Annotated in this window: 22 protein-coding genes; 14 read left to right on the top strand and 8 right to left on the bottom strand. The window is 22.1% G+C overall.

All coding sequences use genetic code 4. From position 1 onward, the window contains the following. Nucleotides 1–114: 114 nt before the first annotated feature. From AACK92_RS05535 to AACK92_RS05525, 3 genes are all read right to left on the bottom strand, one after another. Nucleotides 115–324, bottom strand: coding sequence for a hypothetical protein (locus tag AACK92_RS05535; RefSeq protein WP_339020822.1), 210 nt, complete (start codon nucleotides 322–324; stop codon nucleotides 115–117). Between the two features lie 15 nt (nucleotides 325–339). Beyond that, nucleotides 340–777, bottom strand: a complete 438-nt coding sequence (locus AACK92_RS05530) for a hypothetical protein (RefSeq protein WP_339020821.1) — start codon at nucleotides 775–777, stop codon at nucleotides 340–342. 118 nt (nucleotides 778–895) lie between these two features. Next, the gene (locus AACK92_RS05525; RefSeq protein WP_339020819.1) at nucleotides 896–1,390 is read right to left on the bottom strand and encodes a hypothetical protein; all 495 of its coding nucleotides are present in this window, start codon (nucleotides 1,388–1,390) and stop codon (nucleotides 896–898) included. A 40-nt stretch (nucleotides 1,391–1,430) separates the two neighbouring features. Between AACK92_RS05525 and AACK92_RS05520 the strand changes: the two genes are divergently transcribed. Next, entirely contained in the window at nucleotides 1,431–1,670 is a 240-nt protein-coding gene (locus tag AACK92_RS05520) for a hypothetical protein (RefSeq protein WP_339020818.1), read from the top strand. A gap of 5 nt (nucleotides 1,671–1,675) precedes the next feature. Here AACK92_RS05520 and AACK92_RS05515 read toward each other — a convergent pair whose 3' ends face one another. Together AACK92_RS05515 and AACK92_RS05510 are read right to left on the bottom strand one after the other, a co-directional pair. Beyond that, complete coding sequence (locus AACK92_RS05515) at nucleotides 1,676–2,305, bottom strand: hypothetical protein (RefSeq protein ID WP_339020816.1); 630 nt, start codon at nucleotides 2,303–2,305, stop codon at nucleotides 1,676–1,678. 549 nt (nucleotides 2,306–2,854) lie between these two features. After that, nucleotides 2,855–2,992, bottom strand: a complete 138-nt coding sequence (locus tag AACK92_RS05510; RefSeq protein WP_339020814.1) for a hypothetical protein — start codon at nucleotides 2,990–2,992, stop codon at nucleotides 2,855–2,857. Between the two features lie 278 nt (nucleotides 2,993–3,270). On the opposite strand from AACK92_RS05510, the gene AACK92_RS05505 reads away from it, so the two are divergent. Further along, nucleotides 3,271–3,513 (top strand): hypothetical protein, encoded by a 243-nt coding sequence (locus tag AACK92_RS05505; protein WP_339020812.1) that lies wholly within the window; start codon nucleotides 3,271–3,273, stop codon nucleotides 3,511–3,513. A 232-nt stretch (nucleotides 3,514–3,745) separates the two neighbouring features. Here AACK92_RS05505 and AACK92_RS05500 read toward each other — a convergent pair whose 3' ends face one another. Together AACK92_RS05500 and AACK92_RS05495 are read right to left on the bottom strand one after the other, a co-directional pair. Beyond that, nucleotides 3,746–4,636 (bottom strand): IS3 family transposase, encoded by an 891-nt coding sequence (locus tag AACK92_RS05500; protein WP_339020811.1) that lies wholly within the window; start codon nucleotides 4,634–4,636, stop codon nucleotides 3,746–3,748. Beyond that, a complete protein-coding gene (locus AACK92_RS05495) occupies nucleotides 4,615–4,899 on the bottom strand; it encodes a hypothetical protein (RefSeq protein WP_339020809.1) in 285 nt (94 codons plus the stop codon). The genes AACK92_RS05500 and AACK92_RS05495 overlap by 22 nt, the downstream gene beginning before the upstream one ends. Nucleotides 4,900–6,240: 1,341 nt before the next feature. On the opposite strand from AACK92_RS05495, the gene AACK92_RS05490 reads away from it, so the two are divergent. From AACK92_RS05490 to AACK92_RS05455, 8 genes are all read left to right on the top strand, one after another. Continuing rightward, nucleotides 6,241–6,378 (top strand): hypothetical protein, encoded by a 138-nt coding sequence (locus AACK92_RS05490; RefSeq protein WP_339020807.1) that lies wholly within the window; start codon nucleotides 6,241–6,243, stop codon nucleotides 6,376–6,378. 128 nt (nucleotides 6,379–6,506) lie between these two features. Beyond that, a complete protein-coding gene (locus AACK92_RS05485) occupies nucleotides 6,507–6,905 on the top strand; it encodes a hypothetical protein (RefSeq protein ID WP_339020805.1) in 399 nt (132 codons plus the stop codon). A 256-nt stretch (nucleotides 6,906–7,161) separates the two neighbouring features. Next, entirely contained in the window at nucleotides 7,162–7,353 is a 192-nt protein-coding gene (locus AACK92_RS05480) for a hypothetical protein (RefSeq protein WP_339020803.1), read from the top strand. A 520-nt stretch (nucleotides 7,354–7,873) separates the two neighbouring features. After that, complete coding sequence (locus AACK92_RS05475) at nucleotides 7,874–8,632, top strand: hypothetical protein (protein ID WP_339020801.1); 759 nt, start codon at nucleotides 7,874–7,876, stop codon at nucleotides 8,630–8,632. Nucleotides 8,633–8,961: 329 nt separating this feature from the next. Further along, the gene (locus AACK92_RS05470; RefSeq protein WP_339020799.1) at nucleotides 8,962–9,414 is read left to right on the top strand and encodes a hypothetical protein; all 453 of its coding nucleotides are present in this window, start codon (nucleotides 8,962–8,964) and stop codon (nucleotides 9,412–9,414) included. Nucleotides 9,415–9,609: 195 nt separating this feature from the next. After that, nucleotides 9,610–9,864 carry a hypothetical protein gene (locus tag AACK92_RS05465; RefSeq protein ID WP_339020797.1) on the top strand — a complete coding sequence of 85 codons (255 nt, stop codon included), beginning with the start codon at nucleotides 9,610–9,612 and terminating at the stop codon, nucleotides 9,862–9,864. Further along, the gene (locus AACK92_RS05460; protein ID WP_339020795.1) at nucleotides 9,818–10,177 is read left to right on the top strand and encodes a hypothetical protein; all 360 of its coding nucleotides are present in this window, start codon (nucleotides 9,818–9,820) and stop codon (nucleotides 10,175–10,177) included. The genes AACK92_RS05465 and AACK92_RS05460 overlap by 47 nt, the downstream gene beginning before the upstream one ends. A 492-nt stretch (nucleotides 10,178–10,669) precedes the next feature. After that, complete coding sequence (locus tag AACK92_RS05455) at nucleotides 10,670–10,864, top strand: hypothetical protein (RefSeq protein ID WP_339020794.1); 195 nt, start codon at nucleotides 10,670–10,672, stop codon at nucleotides 10,862–10,864. 27 nt (nucleotides 10,865–10,891) lie between these two features. Here the strand turns inward: AACK92_RS05455 and AACK92_RS05450 are convergent, their stop codons facing one another. Further along, nucleotides 10,892–12,019: a hypothetical protein gene (locus tag AACK92_RS05450; protein ID WP_339020792.1), complete on the bottom strand. Its 1,128-nt coding sequence runs from the start codon at nucleotides 12,017–12,019 to the stop codon at nucleotides 10,892–10,894. Nucleotides 12,020–12,098: 79 nt separating this feature from the next. Here AACK92_RS05450 and AACK92_RS05445 point away from each other — a divergent pair, with 79 nt between their 5' ends. The 4 genes from AACK92_RS05445 (at nucleotide 12,099) to fusA (ending at nucleotide 16,011) form a co-directional block, all read left to right on the top strand. Beyond that, nucleotides 12,099–12,857 carry a hypothetical protein gene (locus AACK92_RS05445; RefSeq protein WP_339020790.1) on the top strand — a complete coding sequence of 253 codons (759 nt, stop codon included), beginning with the start codon at nucleotides 12,099–12,101 and terminating at the stop codon, nucleotides 12,855–12,857. 121 nt (nucleotides 12,858–12,978) lie between these two features. Then, nucleotides 12,979–13,398 (top strand): 30S ribosomal protein S12, encoded by a 420-nt coding sequence (rpsL, locus tag AACK92_RS05440; protein ID WP_339020788.1) that lies wholly within the window; start codon nucleotides 12,979–12,981, stop codon nucleotides 13,396–13,398. A gap of 52 nt (nucleotides 13,399–13,450) precedes the next feature. Then, entirely contained in the window at nucleotides 13,451–13,918 is a 468-nt protein-coding gene (rpsG, locus tag AACK92_RS05435) for a 30S ribosomal protein S7 (RefSeq protein WP_339020786.1), read from the top strand. A gap of 23 nt (nucleotides 13,919–13,941) precedes the next feature. Continuing rightward, nucleotides 13,942–16,011: an elongation factor G gene (fusA, locus tag AACK92_RS05430; protein WP_339020785.1), complete on the top strand. Its 2,070-nt coding sequence runs from the start codon at nucleotides 13,942–13,944 to the stop codon at nucleotides 16,009–16,011. Nucleotides 16,012–16,079: the final 68 nt, after the last annotated feature.

Genomic DNA, 16,079 nt, shown 5'->3' with positions numbered 1-16,079 from the left:
ATCCAAATTATAAATTTTGTTTTTATCTAAAATCATGTTTTCATAATCTTTTATTATCTTATTTGGATTGGAAGATGTAAATTCACTTTGAACATATGAATTAGAAAGTAAATATTAATTTAATAAATTTTTATTAGTAAAAATTTTATTGTTAAATTTTATGTAATTTTCATTTCCTAAAAATACTTTTTTCTTTTCAATATCATTTTTTAAAAAATTTATTAAATTTTCTTTTTCATTTACATTGTTTTTGTTAATTAAACTGCTTACAGTAGTAGTTGAAAAACTTGTAAGAGATAAAGTTAATAATATATTTTTAAACATTTTTTCAACTATTTTCTAATTAATTTTTTTTCTAACTTTTACTATTTGATTATTAATTAAATTCATAAATTCTTCTTTGTTTATAAACTCTATATTGTTATAAACATGTGTTGTTTCTTCTCTTGTATAATTTATAACTTTGTAATTTAGTTTATTTTCTAAAAATTTTCAAAGTTCTAATTGTGATCTAAAATATTTTTCTTGACCATAGAAGTTTACTTTTCATATGTCAAAAGTATAATTATTATTTTCTTTCAAACTATCAAAATGATTTGTTTTAATTAAATCTGTATTTATAATATTTTTATGTTCTAATGGTTGATTTTTTTTAATAAAATCTTTGATATCTTCAAAACTATTTTTAATAATTCTATTATTGTTTAGCATGTAAATATAAACTCTTTTATAATTTTCTGATTTACTAGCTTTTCGTTTTAATTCATTGATTGCCATTTCTTTGCTTGTATGTACTCCTCCAAAACCATCTAAGAAGTATTATTTTTTGCTATTTTCATAAAATTTATTAAATAAATTTCCAATAAATTTTTCTTTTTCTTGTGCAAATCTTATATTATATTCATAGTTTGATATACAGTTTTTTTTTATTATCCTTTCCATTACATACTTGTGGTAGATTTAAATCATAAGTATTGTCTTTACTAATAATTGAAGTTAGTATTTTCTTAGTTTTTAAATAATTTTCTGGTCTTTTAAATATCTCATATTTTAAATCTTGAATAGCTTTATTTTTTTCACGATAATATTTACCGTTAAATTGATATAATTCATTTATTTCTTTTCCATTATTTTTAGGATTGAAATATTTTAAAGGAGTGTCTATTAAAGTTTTAATTTCTTGATCTTGAACAGATCCTCCAAAAGTAATATTTGTAAGAGGTATTTTAATAGTTGGTTCAAAATAATATAAGGATTGGTTACTATCTAATTTTGCTTCATATGTTTTTAAAGATATGAAACTAATTATTTTTCCTATACTTCAAGCTGCACTAATAACTTTCATTATTGCAATAGGACCAGCTCTTTCTTTAGTTCTATAATCTTCCATTCCAAGAGCTTTTAAAACATCTCCATTATTTTTATGTAACTTGCTTCAAATTTCAGCTGTTTTTTTCTTTAGAGAATTTGAAAGCTTTTTATCATTATTATTAGATTTTTTTTTATCTTTTGTAAATACATCTGTTAATCCACTTCCTAGATTAAGTCCATCAGCAAAAGTATCTATTATTTTATCTACTTTATTTAAAAAACCTTGAGTAAGATCTCATACTGCTTTATTAACTCCTCCTTTATTAAAGAAATTACTTGTGTTTAAAAATATTGAGTAAATATCTTAAAAAGTAAGTCTTTTTAAAATATTTAAACTTTCCTCATTATTTTTAGTATTTAAAATTCCATTAATAAAATCTTTATTTTTATTTAAAATGTTAATAACAGTTTGCTGAATAATAGATTCTAAATCTTTTGTTTCTATTTTTTTAATACCAAAAATTTTAGATATTTCGATTAATCTTTTAAAAGAAACTAATAATTTATAAAAATTACTAAAATCTGGATCAGAAATATTATTTAATCCTTCTGATAAACTTTCTAATTGATTTGGACTTAGTTTCTTCAAAATATTATCTATTCCTTTTTCTTCATCTTCACTTAATATATTTTCCAAATAGTTTTTTATATTATATTTTTTTTGCATTGGTGCTTTAAATTCTAAAAATGAGTTTATAAGTAGTCCTAAAGCTGGAAGTGCCATATAATAACTTATAAGAAAATTAACATCATAAGATTCTATGGCTTTAAATTTTGCAAGACTAGACACTTTTTCTTTACTTTCAAAATATTTAGGTCCAACAAAATATCCAAGTCCATTTGATGTGTTTTGAGTCACTCAATAAGAGCTTTTATTTGCATTTAAAACATCTTTAATATGATTATTAATGGTGTCATTATCTAAATCTCTCATAGCATTTAAAAACTCTGTATAATTTAAATTTGAAAAATCCTTTCCATTATATCGAAATCCTTTTTCGATATTATTTCTTAGTCAAGATTTAATCTCTTCTTTTCTTTGACAAATTCCTCCTTGTTCATAACAAAATTATTTTTTTATTTGTTTTTCTAAATCAAATAATTTTTTCTTTAAATAGTACTCTTTTGCACTAGAAATATTATCAAATAAACTACCATCTACTTGATAATTTATTTTATAGTTGTTTATAAATGATTCTCTTGCATCATTTTCAGAAGTATAAGAATCACCGTTTACTCCTTTATATACTTTAATATTTTTTTCATAGTTACTTGTTTTTACAAGTGGTGAAAGTTCTCCTGATGCATTAATTAAGTAATCATTAGGATTATTTTTTGTAATATCATTTTTGATATTAAATTTGTTTTTAATATATTCATTTAATTTATTTTTTGATGAAAAAACATTATCATCTAAAATAAATTTACTAGTTTCAAATGAATAATTATTTTCTTTTGTTTTATTGCTTGAATACTTATATATTTATTCCTTAGAAGAAAAATACTTATTTTCAAATTTATAATAAATCTCATTTTGAATGTCTTTATTCTTTAAAACTATAGGTAAAGTTACTGATAAAGCAAGACCAGCTATTGAGCTAATTACTAAGCATTTTTTCATACTTTTTTGGCCTTTATTTTTAAATAATTTATCAACAAGTTTTACTAAATTACTTCTTTCTTTTTCCTTTAATTATTAGTTTAATTTAAAAAAATTTTTTTCATCAATTTATAATATTTTTTTAACATTTAAAAATGTATTATAATTATAAGAGAGGAAACTGATAATATGAGAAAATTATTAAATATATTTACAATTCTTTCAATGACTGCAATGAGTTCAACAACCTTAGTTCATGTCAAGTTGGAGTTGAAAAAGAAACAGATAAAGACTTTTTTATGGAAACAGAACAACCAAAGAGTATTGAAGAAATTGAAAAAAAAATAATAAATATATATGATATAGAAAAGGAATATAATAAATTAAGATTTGATAAATATTATAAATGACAAATTGATAATATTTATAATAGTAAAACAGATGACGAAAAAAAAGAATTAGATCAAAAATTTGATGCTACTTGTATAGAATATCAAAAATGATATATATGGCTTGACATTATATATATCTGTATAAGATAGAACAGTTTATTCCAAATACAAATTATAGAAAAACTTTAAAATCTCCTAAAGGAAATGAAGTATCTTTGATCATTTCAAAAAATGTAAGTTCTATGGAATATTTTAACAAAACAAAAAATGAATTAATTAATTCATTAACACCTAAAAAAATTATAGAGCATTTAAAAAAATGGAACAGTGAGCTTTGATAGAAAATGAAGTGAGTAGGCATATTTATGCCTATTTTTTTTATTTATATATTTATTGTGCCATAAAAGACATCTTTATTTTTTCATTCTATATTTAAAAAACTATTTTGAGATTTTTTTGAGTTATATCATTTATCTCATTCAATAACATCAGTTATATAATGTTCAAGTGATTCATATTTGTTATTATGAATTGTTCCTTTTTTAAGTAAAGAGTGATAACTTTCAATAACAATGTTATCTGCACATGTTTTTTTCGCTCCCATTGATATAATTAAATTGTTCGAATCACAAACATTTTTTCACGTTTTGCTTGTGTATTGAACTCCGTGATCTGAGTGAATAATTATTCCACTCGGATCTTTTATTTTTTTAATAACATTAATTGCTCTTTTTAAAGTAGCAATTACAAATTTTGCAGACATTTTATAATAAATATATGATGAAATAACTTCTTTTGTGAATCCATCGATTATTGTTGATTTATAAGCTTTCTTTCCTTTTCAAATTAAATAAGTAATATCTGTATATAAAATTTTGTATTTTTCTTTGACAGCACTATATTTTCTTTGAACAAGATCTGGATATTCTACATTTGAATTTTGTAGTTTTCTTTTATTTGCTTTTTTTAATTGATTTTTAGCAAATCTAGCTATAATTTTATTTTCTCGCATTACTTTTCGAATTATATATGTTGAATATTTATGAGATAGTTCTTTTGAAACTTGCCTATATCCAAACTTCTTTCTATTATCATTAAATACTTTTAAAATATCGTATTTTATATAATCAAATTTATTTTTTTTATCTATGAAACAATGATTTTTATATTTATCTCAATAGGATTTTTTTAAATTTAGTAACTCGAGTAGTTCCTTAATTGTTGTTTTATAATCTCTTGATTTAATAAAATTTATTTTTTCCTCTTTAGACATGTAGTTTCTCATGAGGTTAAAGACTTTTTTAAGGATTCATATTTCTCCTTCAAATTTTCTAATTCTGATTTATCTTCTTTAGATTTTGTATTAATGCATAAATTATTATCTATTCTATAGATTGATTGTCAGGTTCCAATTGTTCCCATTGGCACTTTATATTTTTTATAAGCTTTTGTTACACCGTTTTCATTTGCATAAAGTATTACATTTACTTTAAATTCTTCACTATATTTACTAAATTTTTGACCAAGTTTTGCCATATTTTTTTCTTCCTTTTAAATATTTTACATAAATTTTAATGCCTACTTTTTTCAACTAAGTCTAAAACCCAAATGATAAAAAATAAGTTTTTTTTTTTTTTTTGAAAAATGATGATTAAAAAGTAAAAAATATTCTAAGTAAATATTAAAAAACTGCTATAAAAAGCAGTTTTTATTTTGATTAAGAAAGTCATCATGATCTAAAATATCTACAAATTCACAATTTAACATTTTGAATATATATGCTTTATAGCTAAAAAATAAAATAAAAGAATATTATAACTATAAATATAAAATTTAAAAAATTGTTAAATGTTTAAGAAAATATATAAAATTATTTTTTATAGTATCTAAATAATAAAATTCTCAAGAGTATAGAAAATTTTTAACAAAATTTATAGGAAAAAAAAATATAATTAAAACTAAATTCAAAGTTAATTAAATTTTAAATAAAAAAAGATTTTAGAAATAATAGAATTTATATTAATAGAAAAATAAGAGTTTAAAAAATAACTATAAAGAAATTTATGTTTTTAGTTCTATTTATTTAGTTTAGAAACAAATTTTAATTCTTTATGATTTAGAAAGTGAATTTATTTGTAGATTTACACTTTCTTATATTTTTAATTTATTAAATAAAAAATTTGAAAAGAGCAAACAAAATAATATTTTAATTATAATAGTTTATTTAAATTATGATTTAAATAGTTTAAAAAAACTATAGTACTAAATCTAATAATATAATTTGTTAAAGAATAATTTTTAAATTAAAGGAATTAATAAATTTAAATATAGAATTTAAAGAAACTAACAAAAAATACTTTAATTAAATTAAAAATAGAATTTTTAAATATATTGATTTTTAAAAAAATAAGAAAAAAATAGCTTATAAATTATTAGAAAAAACATTACTTATTACTTTTAGATATTTCAAAATATTATGATTATGATAAAATTCATCAGTCTTTAAAAGTAATTAGAGAAAAAGAAAGTAGCTGAGGCCAAAGAAAAATGAGTTAATCAAATTACTTTAAGTAAAAACAGAAATTAAATACTTTCTATATTAATGGACAAGCATAACTATAATGCTGTTTTAAATTAAATATTTTAAAAATAAGTGAAAAAAATAAAATGATTAAATGAGGAGGAAAATAATTTTAATTGAAAAGCTCAATGTATAAGTAATACTTGTTATTTTGTAACAAAATTTTATGCAAATATATAAAATATCAAGAACCTAATAAAAAACAAATAAAAAGATACTTTTATAATTTAATTAAATTAATAAATAAATGAAAAAGTTTAATTTAAAAAAGTTAGTTATAGAAAGGAAATAAAATTGTGTCAAGAATAACAAAATATTGTTTTAAATGTAAAAAGAAAATTAAAGAATCAGAAGGATATAATTCTTATAGAACTATTGATGTATTTGGCAATTTTATCTATGAAATTGTTCATAATAATTGTATTGATATGTAAATTTGAATTAAAAGAAATTAAAGCAATTCATAATAAAAAAATTTATATTTAGAAGAATTGAGCTAAAATTAATTTATAGGGAGGGATTTAAACTATGGAGGGGGAAAAAAGAAAGAAAGGAATTAATTATGAAAAAATTATTATCTACATTATCAATTTTGGCAATTAGTGTTTCTGCTAGTAGTTCAGCAATGGCATTTACAAAAAAAGTAGAAAAAAGATATGAATATAAAAATATTGAAGAACTAGTGGCTAAATTTAATGAAACATATCAAAAAGCAAATGAAGCACAAAAAAATAATAAATTAGGAGATTCTTTAATTGCAGGTGTAGATCTTGTTAAAATATCTTATGAAATTTGAAAAATTGATACAAATCATAAACTGTCAGTTTCAAAGATTGATTGTTTAGGTATATTGATTCATTTGGAATCAACAATAACAAAGGAAAAAAATTTTGTTTCAATTTATGGATATAAAGCATTAAATTATTTAATTCAAACAATTATAGAATTTAGTAGTAATTAAAATTATAGTATGATTTATTTTAAATGAATAGAGTTCTAGTAACATTAGGGCTCTTTTTTTGTTTAAATTAATATTTTATCTATTAACAGTAGACAGTTTTTATTTATTATTAATTTTTTTCGGAAAAATAGAAAGAAAAAAATATAAAAAAACTTTAGAATTTTTTTAAAATTTTAAATCTTAATCAATTAATTGATTCAATAACAAAAGAAGTAAGAAATAATAGTAAAAAAATCTAGAAATAATTATTATAAGCATGTTATTATTTAAAACTATATTTCTATACCGAGCTGTTTTTAATTTAGATACAGATGATGAACAAATAAAACTATTAAATACTATAAAATGTTTGAAAAAAATAAATAAAAATTTTAAAAGTACTGGAAATTATTTAAAAAAGGAATTAATTAGTATAGAAGAAGTTAAAGAATTAGAGAAAATATGATAAATTTAGATAATAATCAATTTTTTTAAAATATTACTATTTTTATGATGGTTTTATTTAAAAAAATAATTTTTATATTCCTGAAAAAGTTCAAAAGCCTTAAGTGTAGAATTAAATTTTTAGTGATAATAACATGGATTATATGAAAGTAAATTGATTTTTTAATGCATAGAAATAGAAAAAATAATCATATTCCCTTGAGTTTTCTTGAAAAAGAACCTACTATTTATTAACATACTTTAGATAGTAATAAAAATAAAAGTTTTAAATAAATATGTAAAATCTAAAGAAAAACACTTTAAAAACAAGATGATATGCTTTATTCAAAAACTGAGTTTAGAGCTGGATTAGATATAAAAATTAGAAATCAATAAAAAATAATTCTAAATTTTTAAAAATAAGGAGTTTTTATATAATATTTTTTAATGTTATAAAGTATATAAACCCCAAATAATATTTAAATTCCCTTGCTTTTATATGTATAATAAATTTATAAATATAAAAGCAAGTTGGGATATTTTTTATGAATAAATGAAAAGATAAATGGTTTTATTTTGAAATATTATTAAGTTTTTCAATTTTTCTTTGTTTAGTTTATGTTTATTTTGATCATATGATAAATGAATATTGATTAGGAAATATTAATTTTCCATTTTCTCCAGTCGTCTTTCAAGGGCAATTTTTTAGTTTTTTTACTTATCAAAGTAATTTTATTGTAGCTATTTTTCTTTTATTATCTGTTTTTTATAGGAAAAGTTTAAAAACTTGCAAAAGTGAAATTATTTTATTATCAATTACAAGCTATATAACAGTTACTGCTATAACTTATACATTTATTTTATTGCCATCTATTATAATTAGTAATAAATCTATTTTGAAATTAGATTTAACTTTTGCAATATTTTTTCATATTATTTCTCCTGGTTTAATGATTTTTTATTGTGTTAAACACGTTAACTTATTGAATATTACAATAAGTTCATATTTTAAAAAATATATATGAGTATATTTAATTTATCCTTGAAGTTATACTTTATTTTTAGTTGTAAGATTAATTATGTATAGTTTAGATCCAATTTTTATAGATTTACCAATAGAAATAATTTATCCTTATTCACCACCTTTGTGAGCTTCTATAAATAGCATTTCAGAATATTTCGAACAAATTGGTAAATTTATTTTTTTAATTCTTATATTTTTTATTTTTATGCATATTTTATTTATATCTATAAATATTTTTTATTTTTTTATTTTAAGATTAATTTCTAAAAAAAAGAAATAAAAAAATAAACATATAAAGTTTTTATTTATGCATAAACTGAAAAAATAAGATTAAATTTTGCAGAAAAAAATAATTTAAAAATAATAGTGTAATTTGATTAGATAAAGAAATCAATAATTTTAAGTGCAATATAAATAAAACTTTATATAAATTAGAAAAAAGTTTTATAAATAGGTATTTAAATAACTAAATTTTTTTATTAAAAGTAAATATATGTTATTATTTTTTTAGAGGCATTTATCTTTGTGATAATAACCTCCTTTTTATGCCCGTAGCGGCAAGTCCTCCCTGAAAAAGGGAGATTTTATTTAATAGAGGTTTTTTTAAAAATGAGTATAAAAATAAAAAAATATGATGTAATTATTATGCATAAAATTAACTCAAACAAAATTTTTAAAAAATTAGAGAAAAATTTAGAAGTTAATATATCTAGTAATAAAAATGAAAATGGTAATTTTAATTGTAGTTTTTTAAAATCAAGACCCGCAATAGTTCTTTCTAATTTTATAGAAGATAAAAATGGTGGTTATATATTATTGGTTGTACCTTTAACAACTAAAACAGAAAGTAAAGTCATTTCAAAACCATTTAGATCTGAATTTAATGTATTAGGTAAAAAATCATATCTTATGTGAGATGCAGTTCAAAAAATAAATAATACAGAGGTAAAATCATTATATTCAAAAAATGGTAAAATTTTAAATTTATCAGGAGCTGCAAAAGAATATATCAGAAAAGAATCTATAAAAAAGATATTTAATTGAGTTAATAGAGATAAATAATGTTATTATATTTTTTAAGGTAAATAGAGCACTAGCAAGACTAGGATTCTATTTTTTTGTTTAAATTAATATTTTGAAAACTAGCAACTACTAGTTTTCATTTATCAAAATTATTTTTTTTCCTAGGGAAAATAGAAAAGAAAATTATGGAATTAAAAAAATTAATTTTAAACAGTTTAACATATCATAAAGTTATTGAAAAAAATAGTTAAAACTATAAGAGAAAAATTAATAAATAATCAAAAACTAAATAAAAAAGAGATAAATGATTTAGAAGTATTTAACTCTAAAAATAATTCTAAAACTTTACTTAAAGATTATTCAAGTTTAGAATTAGCAATTGAAGATCTAATTAAAAGAGAATTATTATTAGAATTCAATAAAATATGAAATGTAATTTTCAATGAAAAAGATTGTAGAAATTATGAAAACTATATTAATAAAATTTAATTTTATGTTATTGGCAGATGTACCAAATTTTAAATCTATTTCAAATTATATTTGAGGTTATGGACTTTCTGAAATTACAGTAATTTGTAGTTTAATCAGTTTATTTTTAATATTTGTTTTAATAAAAATTTATTTTAGAATTTCAAAATTATCAAGTGATGGATATATAGAAGGAAGAATCACTGCAATTAGAGATATAATTTGAGCTTCATTATTGCATTCTTTGCAACTATTGCAGCAGCAGTATTTTTGTAATATTTTTAAAAAGTTAAAAGACAGGTCAAAAAAATGATTTGTAGGAGAGCCTATTTAAGAAGTAATTTTTAAAGTTATTTGATTTGTTTTTATTCAAGGTTCTTTACAGTTAATTTTTGTAGTTCAAGTAGTATTTGAATATTTAATAACTTCAACTGTTTATGATGTTTTTTTAATCATTAAAAAGACTTTGAAATTAAAAATATATTATAAAGTTTTAAAGTATTTTATATTATTAGTGATTTTGTAGTTGTTCTAATTTTTGCAATTAAGTACATGATATACATTTTTAATAAATATTTCTATTGAAAAATAAGAATTGTAAAATATTTAAAGTTAATTAGACTTGTAATAGTTTTGTATTTTTTGTACCTATTGATTTTTATGAGTTAACATTTTTAATTAAATTTTTACAAAAAGCTTTTCAATTAGCTTTTAATTTAAAAAATGTAAATAAAACAAGGGGAATAAGTATATTTGACAATAATTTACTTTTAAATTAAACTTATTGTATAAGCAAAGTGTTCTTATACAATAAGGAGAAGCAATTATGACAAAAGAAGCATTAAAAGAAAAGTTAGCAGATTTTAAAATAAAAAAAGAAGCTAAAGAAACTGAAATTGAAAAATGCAAAGAAACAGTTAAACAAGCAAAATTGGAAATTAAGATTAAGAAAAATGAATTAAAAAATATTATAAGTGAAGCGAAAATCTTAAAAAGTAGTTTTAGAAGACAAGAAATGTAAAAAAAGAACCAAAATTAGGTTCTTTTTTTAAAACTCTATTATTTTAGGATTAGCAGATTTTAGATCTTGTTTAATATAATTATAACCTCTATTTTTTAATTCTTTTTTATAAGCTTTATTTGCTTTTTTTCTTATTTTATTTCCACTGTATGCAATTACAAATGGAATACCAACTATGGTTAAACAACCAAAAAATTTGGCAGTATTTTTACCTAAATTAGAGTATTGCTTTTCTTCAGTATATTTAATATCTGCTCTTATTTTTACAATATCTCTAGTAATTTTTATTTCTTTTTGATATGTTTTTTCTTTAATTGCAGCATCATTTAAAAAAATTTCTATATAATAAAGTTCAAAAGTGCTTAGACCATAAAAGACTTTGTCTTCAATTACAATTTCTTTAATTTTTGAAGTTGGTCTATATTCAAGATTCATTTTGATTGGATTAATTTCTTCTTTTTTTATTTCTTTTGCTTCTGATTTAGGAATTTGAATATAATTTATGTTTGAATTTACTTTTACAAGTATTTCTTCTTTTTTTGCAGTTTTTGATATTGAAGCATAAACTGGCTTTTCTTTAATAGTTTTTCTAACATCTATATTTGGTTTTTCTCCAACTTTATTTGTTAAAGTTGGATTAACTCGTTTTAAGCTAATATTAAGGTTACTTTTATCTTCATGCTTTATTTTTTCAAACTCAAGTTTTCTACCAGTAGCTTGTCAATTATTATCAATTAAATCTTCAATATTTGATTGACCTTTTTGTTTAGAAGTTAATGGAGCTGGTTGTTTTGTTTTAATTTTTTTAACAAAAATTAAAACAAAATTTGATTCACGATCATTGTTATTTTTTACTTGTCCTTGTATTTTTAAGTTATCTTCAAAATACAATTGTAAAATAATATGTTTTGAAGTAGGATTTGCAACAATAACTTCAGGTAAAACATTATACAATTGTTGAACACTAATACTTCTATAATTTTCTATAGTATTCAAAATAGTTGTTTTGAAAGAATTATATTGTGGTGAGCTTTTATCAACTGCAAAATTTGCTCCATTTGTTGAACTATTTATTAATTTTTCTTTAATTGTATTGTTTCTACAAAAATCTGCTCAATCTAAGAAATCTCTAGAATTTGATTCACCTCATACCATATTAAAATCTCCCTTATTACTTAAATAATATCAAATGTAGTATGATTATTTTATATATAAAAATAGAAAAGAGATTTTTATGAAAAAAATTAAACCAATTAATTATGAAAAAATTATAGTTAAAAGAGTAAATACTGTATATGAAAATTTAAAACAAAACATTAAAAAAGAATTTAAAGTTCCCTTAAATATTGAGAGTTTTTTTAATAAAAATACTCAATTATCTACTAGAGAAGATATTGAAAATTTAGGAAAAGAGTTCGATAAAACTTTTGGAGATTGAAAAGTTTTAGACAAAAATTCAAATAGGCTAATCATTTTAAATAATTTAATGTCAATATTGCAAAATTCAATTATTATTCTTATTTCCATCGACGTAAATTTGGAAAAGGAAAAATTAGAAAAAGAAGTAATAAATGATTCAAAAGGAATTGATGTTATTGTTGCAACTGCTGTACAAGCATTTGGAATAAAAACAAATGAAATGATTGAAAAATATGAACAATTAAAATTAGATCAAGATAAAAATGAAGTATTTAAACCTTTAAATAAATTTTTTAAAGAAGTAGCAAAACAAGATGCACAATCAGCATTTTCAAAATTAATGGAAAATATCTTGGAATTTAATCAAAATTACAAAAATACATATATTAGATTAGCTGATATAAAAGAAGATAATTTATCAAATCAAAGAATTGAAATGTTTATGGAATATATGAATATTTATTATTTAATGACTTATTTATTAGAAATAATATTAATTTATCCTTTACAAGAGGAAATGTTGAATCAACAAGCTTTTGATAATATAATGCCAGATATTACTTTATATAATTAAAAATACAAACTCATAAAGGTTTGTATTTTTAATTAATACTTGTATTTATGCTTTTTTTTCATATATAATATATTTTGTGTAATTACAATACACTCGGTATTGTGGAAAGGAGGAACCTTAAATGGCAACAATTAATCAATTAGTTAGAAAACCAAGAAAAGCAAAAACTTGAAAAACTAAAGCTCCTGCTTTAAATAGAGGAGTTAACACTTTATTAAAAAAAGTAACTAAAATTTCATCACCACAAAAAAGAGGTGTTTGTACAAGGGTTGCAACTATGACTCCTAAAAAACCTAACTCAGCTTTACGTAAGTATGCAAGGGTTAGATTAACTAATGGTATGGAAGTAACAGCTTATATTCCAGGAGAAGGACACAACTTACAAGAACACAGTGTTGTGTTAATTCGTGGAGGAAGGGTAAAAGACTTACCTGGGGTTCGTTATCATATAATTCGTGGTACTTTAGATACAACTGGAGTTAATGGAAGAATGCAATCTCGTTCATTATATGGAACTAAAAAACCTAAAGAGAAAAAATAATAGAGTGTAATTAACATTTTATCAATTAAAAAAAGAAAGGAGATACTAATTTATGCGTAAACATCAAGCAGAAAAAAGAGATGTGTTACCAGATCCTATATATAATTCAAAACTAGTTACTAGAGCAGTTAATAAAATTATGTTAGATGGTAAAAGAGGAACAGCTCAACATATCTTATATAAAGCTTTTGAAAAAATTAAGGAAAAGACTGGAGTAAATCCAATTGAAGTATTTGATAAAGCAATAGAAAATATTAAACCTCATTTAGAATTAAAAGTTCGTCGTATTGGGGGAGCAAACTATCAAGTTCCTGTTGAAGTTTCAACAGAAAGAAAAGTTACTTTAGCTTTAAGATGATTAATCAATTATTCAAGACTAAGAAATGAAAAAGAAATGATTGATAGATTAGCAAATGAAATTATTGATGCATCAAATGGAGTTGGTGGATCAGTTAAAAAACGTGAAGATACTCACAAAATGGCTGAAGCAAATAAAGCATTTGCACATTATCGTTGATAATAGAAGATTAAGGAGAAAAGAATATGCCTAGAGAATATAGTTTAGATATGACTCGTAACTTTGGTATTATGGCTCACATTGATGCTGGTAAAACTACTACAACAGAACGTATATTATTCCACACAGGTAGAATTCATAAAATTGGTGAAACTCATGAAGGAGAATCACAAATGGATTGAATGACTCAAGAACAAGAACGTGGTATTACAATTACTTCTGCTGCAACAACAGCATTTTGAGCAGACCATAGATTTAATATTATAGATACTCCTGGTCACGTTGACTTCACAGTTGAAGTTGAAAGATCATTGAGAGTTCTTGATGGAGCTGTAGCTGTATTGGATGGTCAAAGTGGAGTTGAACCTCAAACTGAAACTGTTTGAAGACAAGCAAAAACTTATAGAGTACCGAGAGTAGTTTTTGTTAACAAAATGGATAAAACAGGAGCTGACTTTTTATATTCAGTAAAAACAATTGGAGATAGATTAGGAGCTAAAGCAGCACCTATTCAATTGCCAATTGGAGCAGAAGATCAATTTAGTGGAATCATTGACTTAGTAGAAATGAAAGCATGAGGATTTGATGGAGCTGCTGAAGAAATAGCAAAAGAAATAGAAATTCCTGCTGATTTAAAAGATAAAGCAGAAGAATTAAGAGCTCAATTAATTGAGATGGCTGTTGAATATGATGAAGAATTAATGATGAAATTCTTGGATGGAGGAGAAATCACAATTCCAGAATTGAAATCTGCAATTCGTAAGGGAGTAATCTCTGCTGAATTTTTTCCAGTATTGGCTGGATCAGCATTTAAAAACAAAGGTGTTAAATTATTATTAGACGCTGTTGTTGATTATTTACCTTCTCCATTAGATGTACCTGCAATTAAAGGTACATTACCAGATGGAACAGAAGATGAAAGAGTTGCATCAGATGATGCACCATTTGCAGCATTAGCATTTAAAATTATGACTGACCCATTCGTTGGAAAATTAACATTCTTCAGAGTTTATTCAGGAAAGTTAGCAAAAGGAAGTTATGTATTAAATGCAACTAAAGATAAAAAAGAACGTATTGGACGTTTATTAAAAATGCATGCAAATAATCGTGAAGAAATTGATGAAGTTTATGCTGGAGATATTGCAGCAGCTGTTGGTCTAAAAGATACAACAACAGGGGATACTTTAACAGATGAAAAAAATGAAATTATTTTAGAATCAATGATATTCCCAGAACCAGTTATTCACTTGGCTTTAGAACCAAAAACAAAAGCTGATCAAGAAAAATTAGGATTATCATTAAATAAATTATCAGAAGAAGATCCAACTTTTAGAACTTATACAGATGAAGAAACTGGACAAACAATTATTGCTGGAATGGGTGAATTGCACTTAGACATTATTGTTGATCGTTTGAAAAGAGAATTCAAAGTTGAAACAAATGTTGGAGCACCTCAAGTTTCATATCGTGAAACAATTAAAGGTTCAGCAAAAGTTGAAGGAAAATATGTTAAACAATCAGGAGGGCGTGGACAATATGGTCACGTTGTGATTGAATTTGAACCAAATCATGATAAAGGATTTGAATGAGTTGATAAAATTGTTGGGGGTAAAATCTCAAAAGAATATATCAACGCTGCTAGAGTTGGACTTGAAAATGCCTTACAAAATGGGGTTATTGCAGGATTCCCAATGATAGATGTTAAAGCAACTATAGTTGATGGATCATATCATGATGTTGACTCAAATGAGATGGCATATAAAATTGCTGCATCATTGGCATTAAAAGAAGCTGCTAAAAAAGTTAATCCAGTTCTTTTAGAACCAATTATGTCAGTTGAAGTAACTGTACCAGATGAATACTATGGAGATGTAATGGGTAACATTTCATCAAAACGTGGTTTAATTGAAGGATCAGAACAAAGAGGAAATGCACAAACTATTAAGTCAAAAGTTCCTCTATCTGAAATGTTTGGTTATGCAACAGAGTTGCGTTCATTTACACAAGGACGTGGAAATTATACAATGATTTTCAGTCATTATAATAAAGCACCAAAAAACATTGCTGAAGAAATTATTAAAAAACAAGGTAAATAATACCTATTTATCAAATTAAAAAAATATTGTACTTTAAACAAAATCTATTTATAATTATTAGGACACTT

Source organism: Spiroplasma endosymbiont of Atherix ibis, from assembly GCF_964020005.1.
GTDB lineage: Bacteria > Bacillota_I > Bacilli_A > Mycoplasmatales > Mycoplasmataceae > Spiroplasma_A.
Note: the sequence above shows the minus strand (reverse complement) of the source record. Positions and strands in the feature narration are given on the sequence as shown.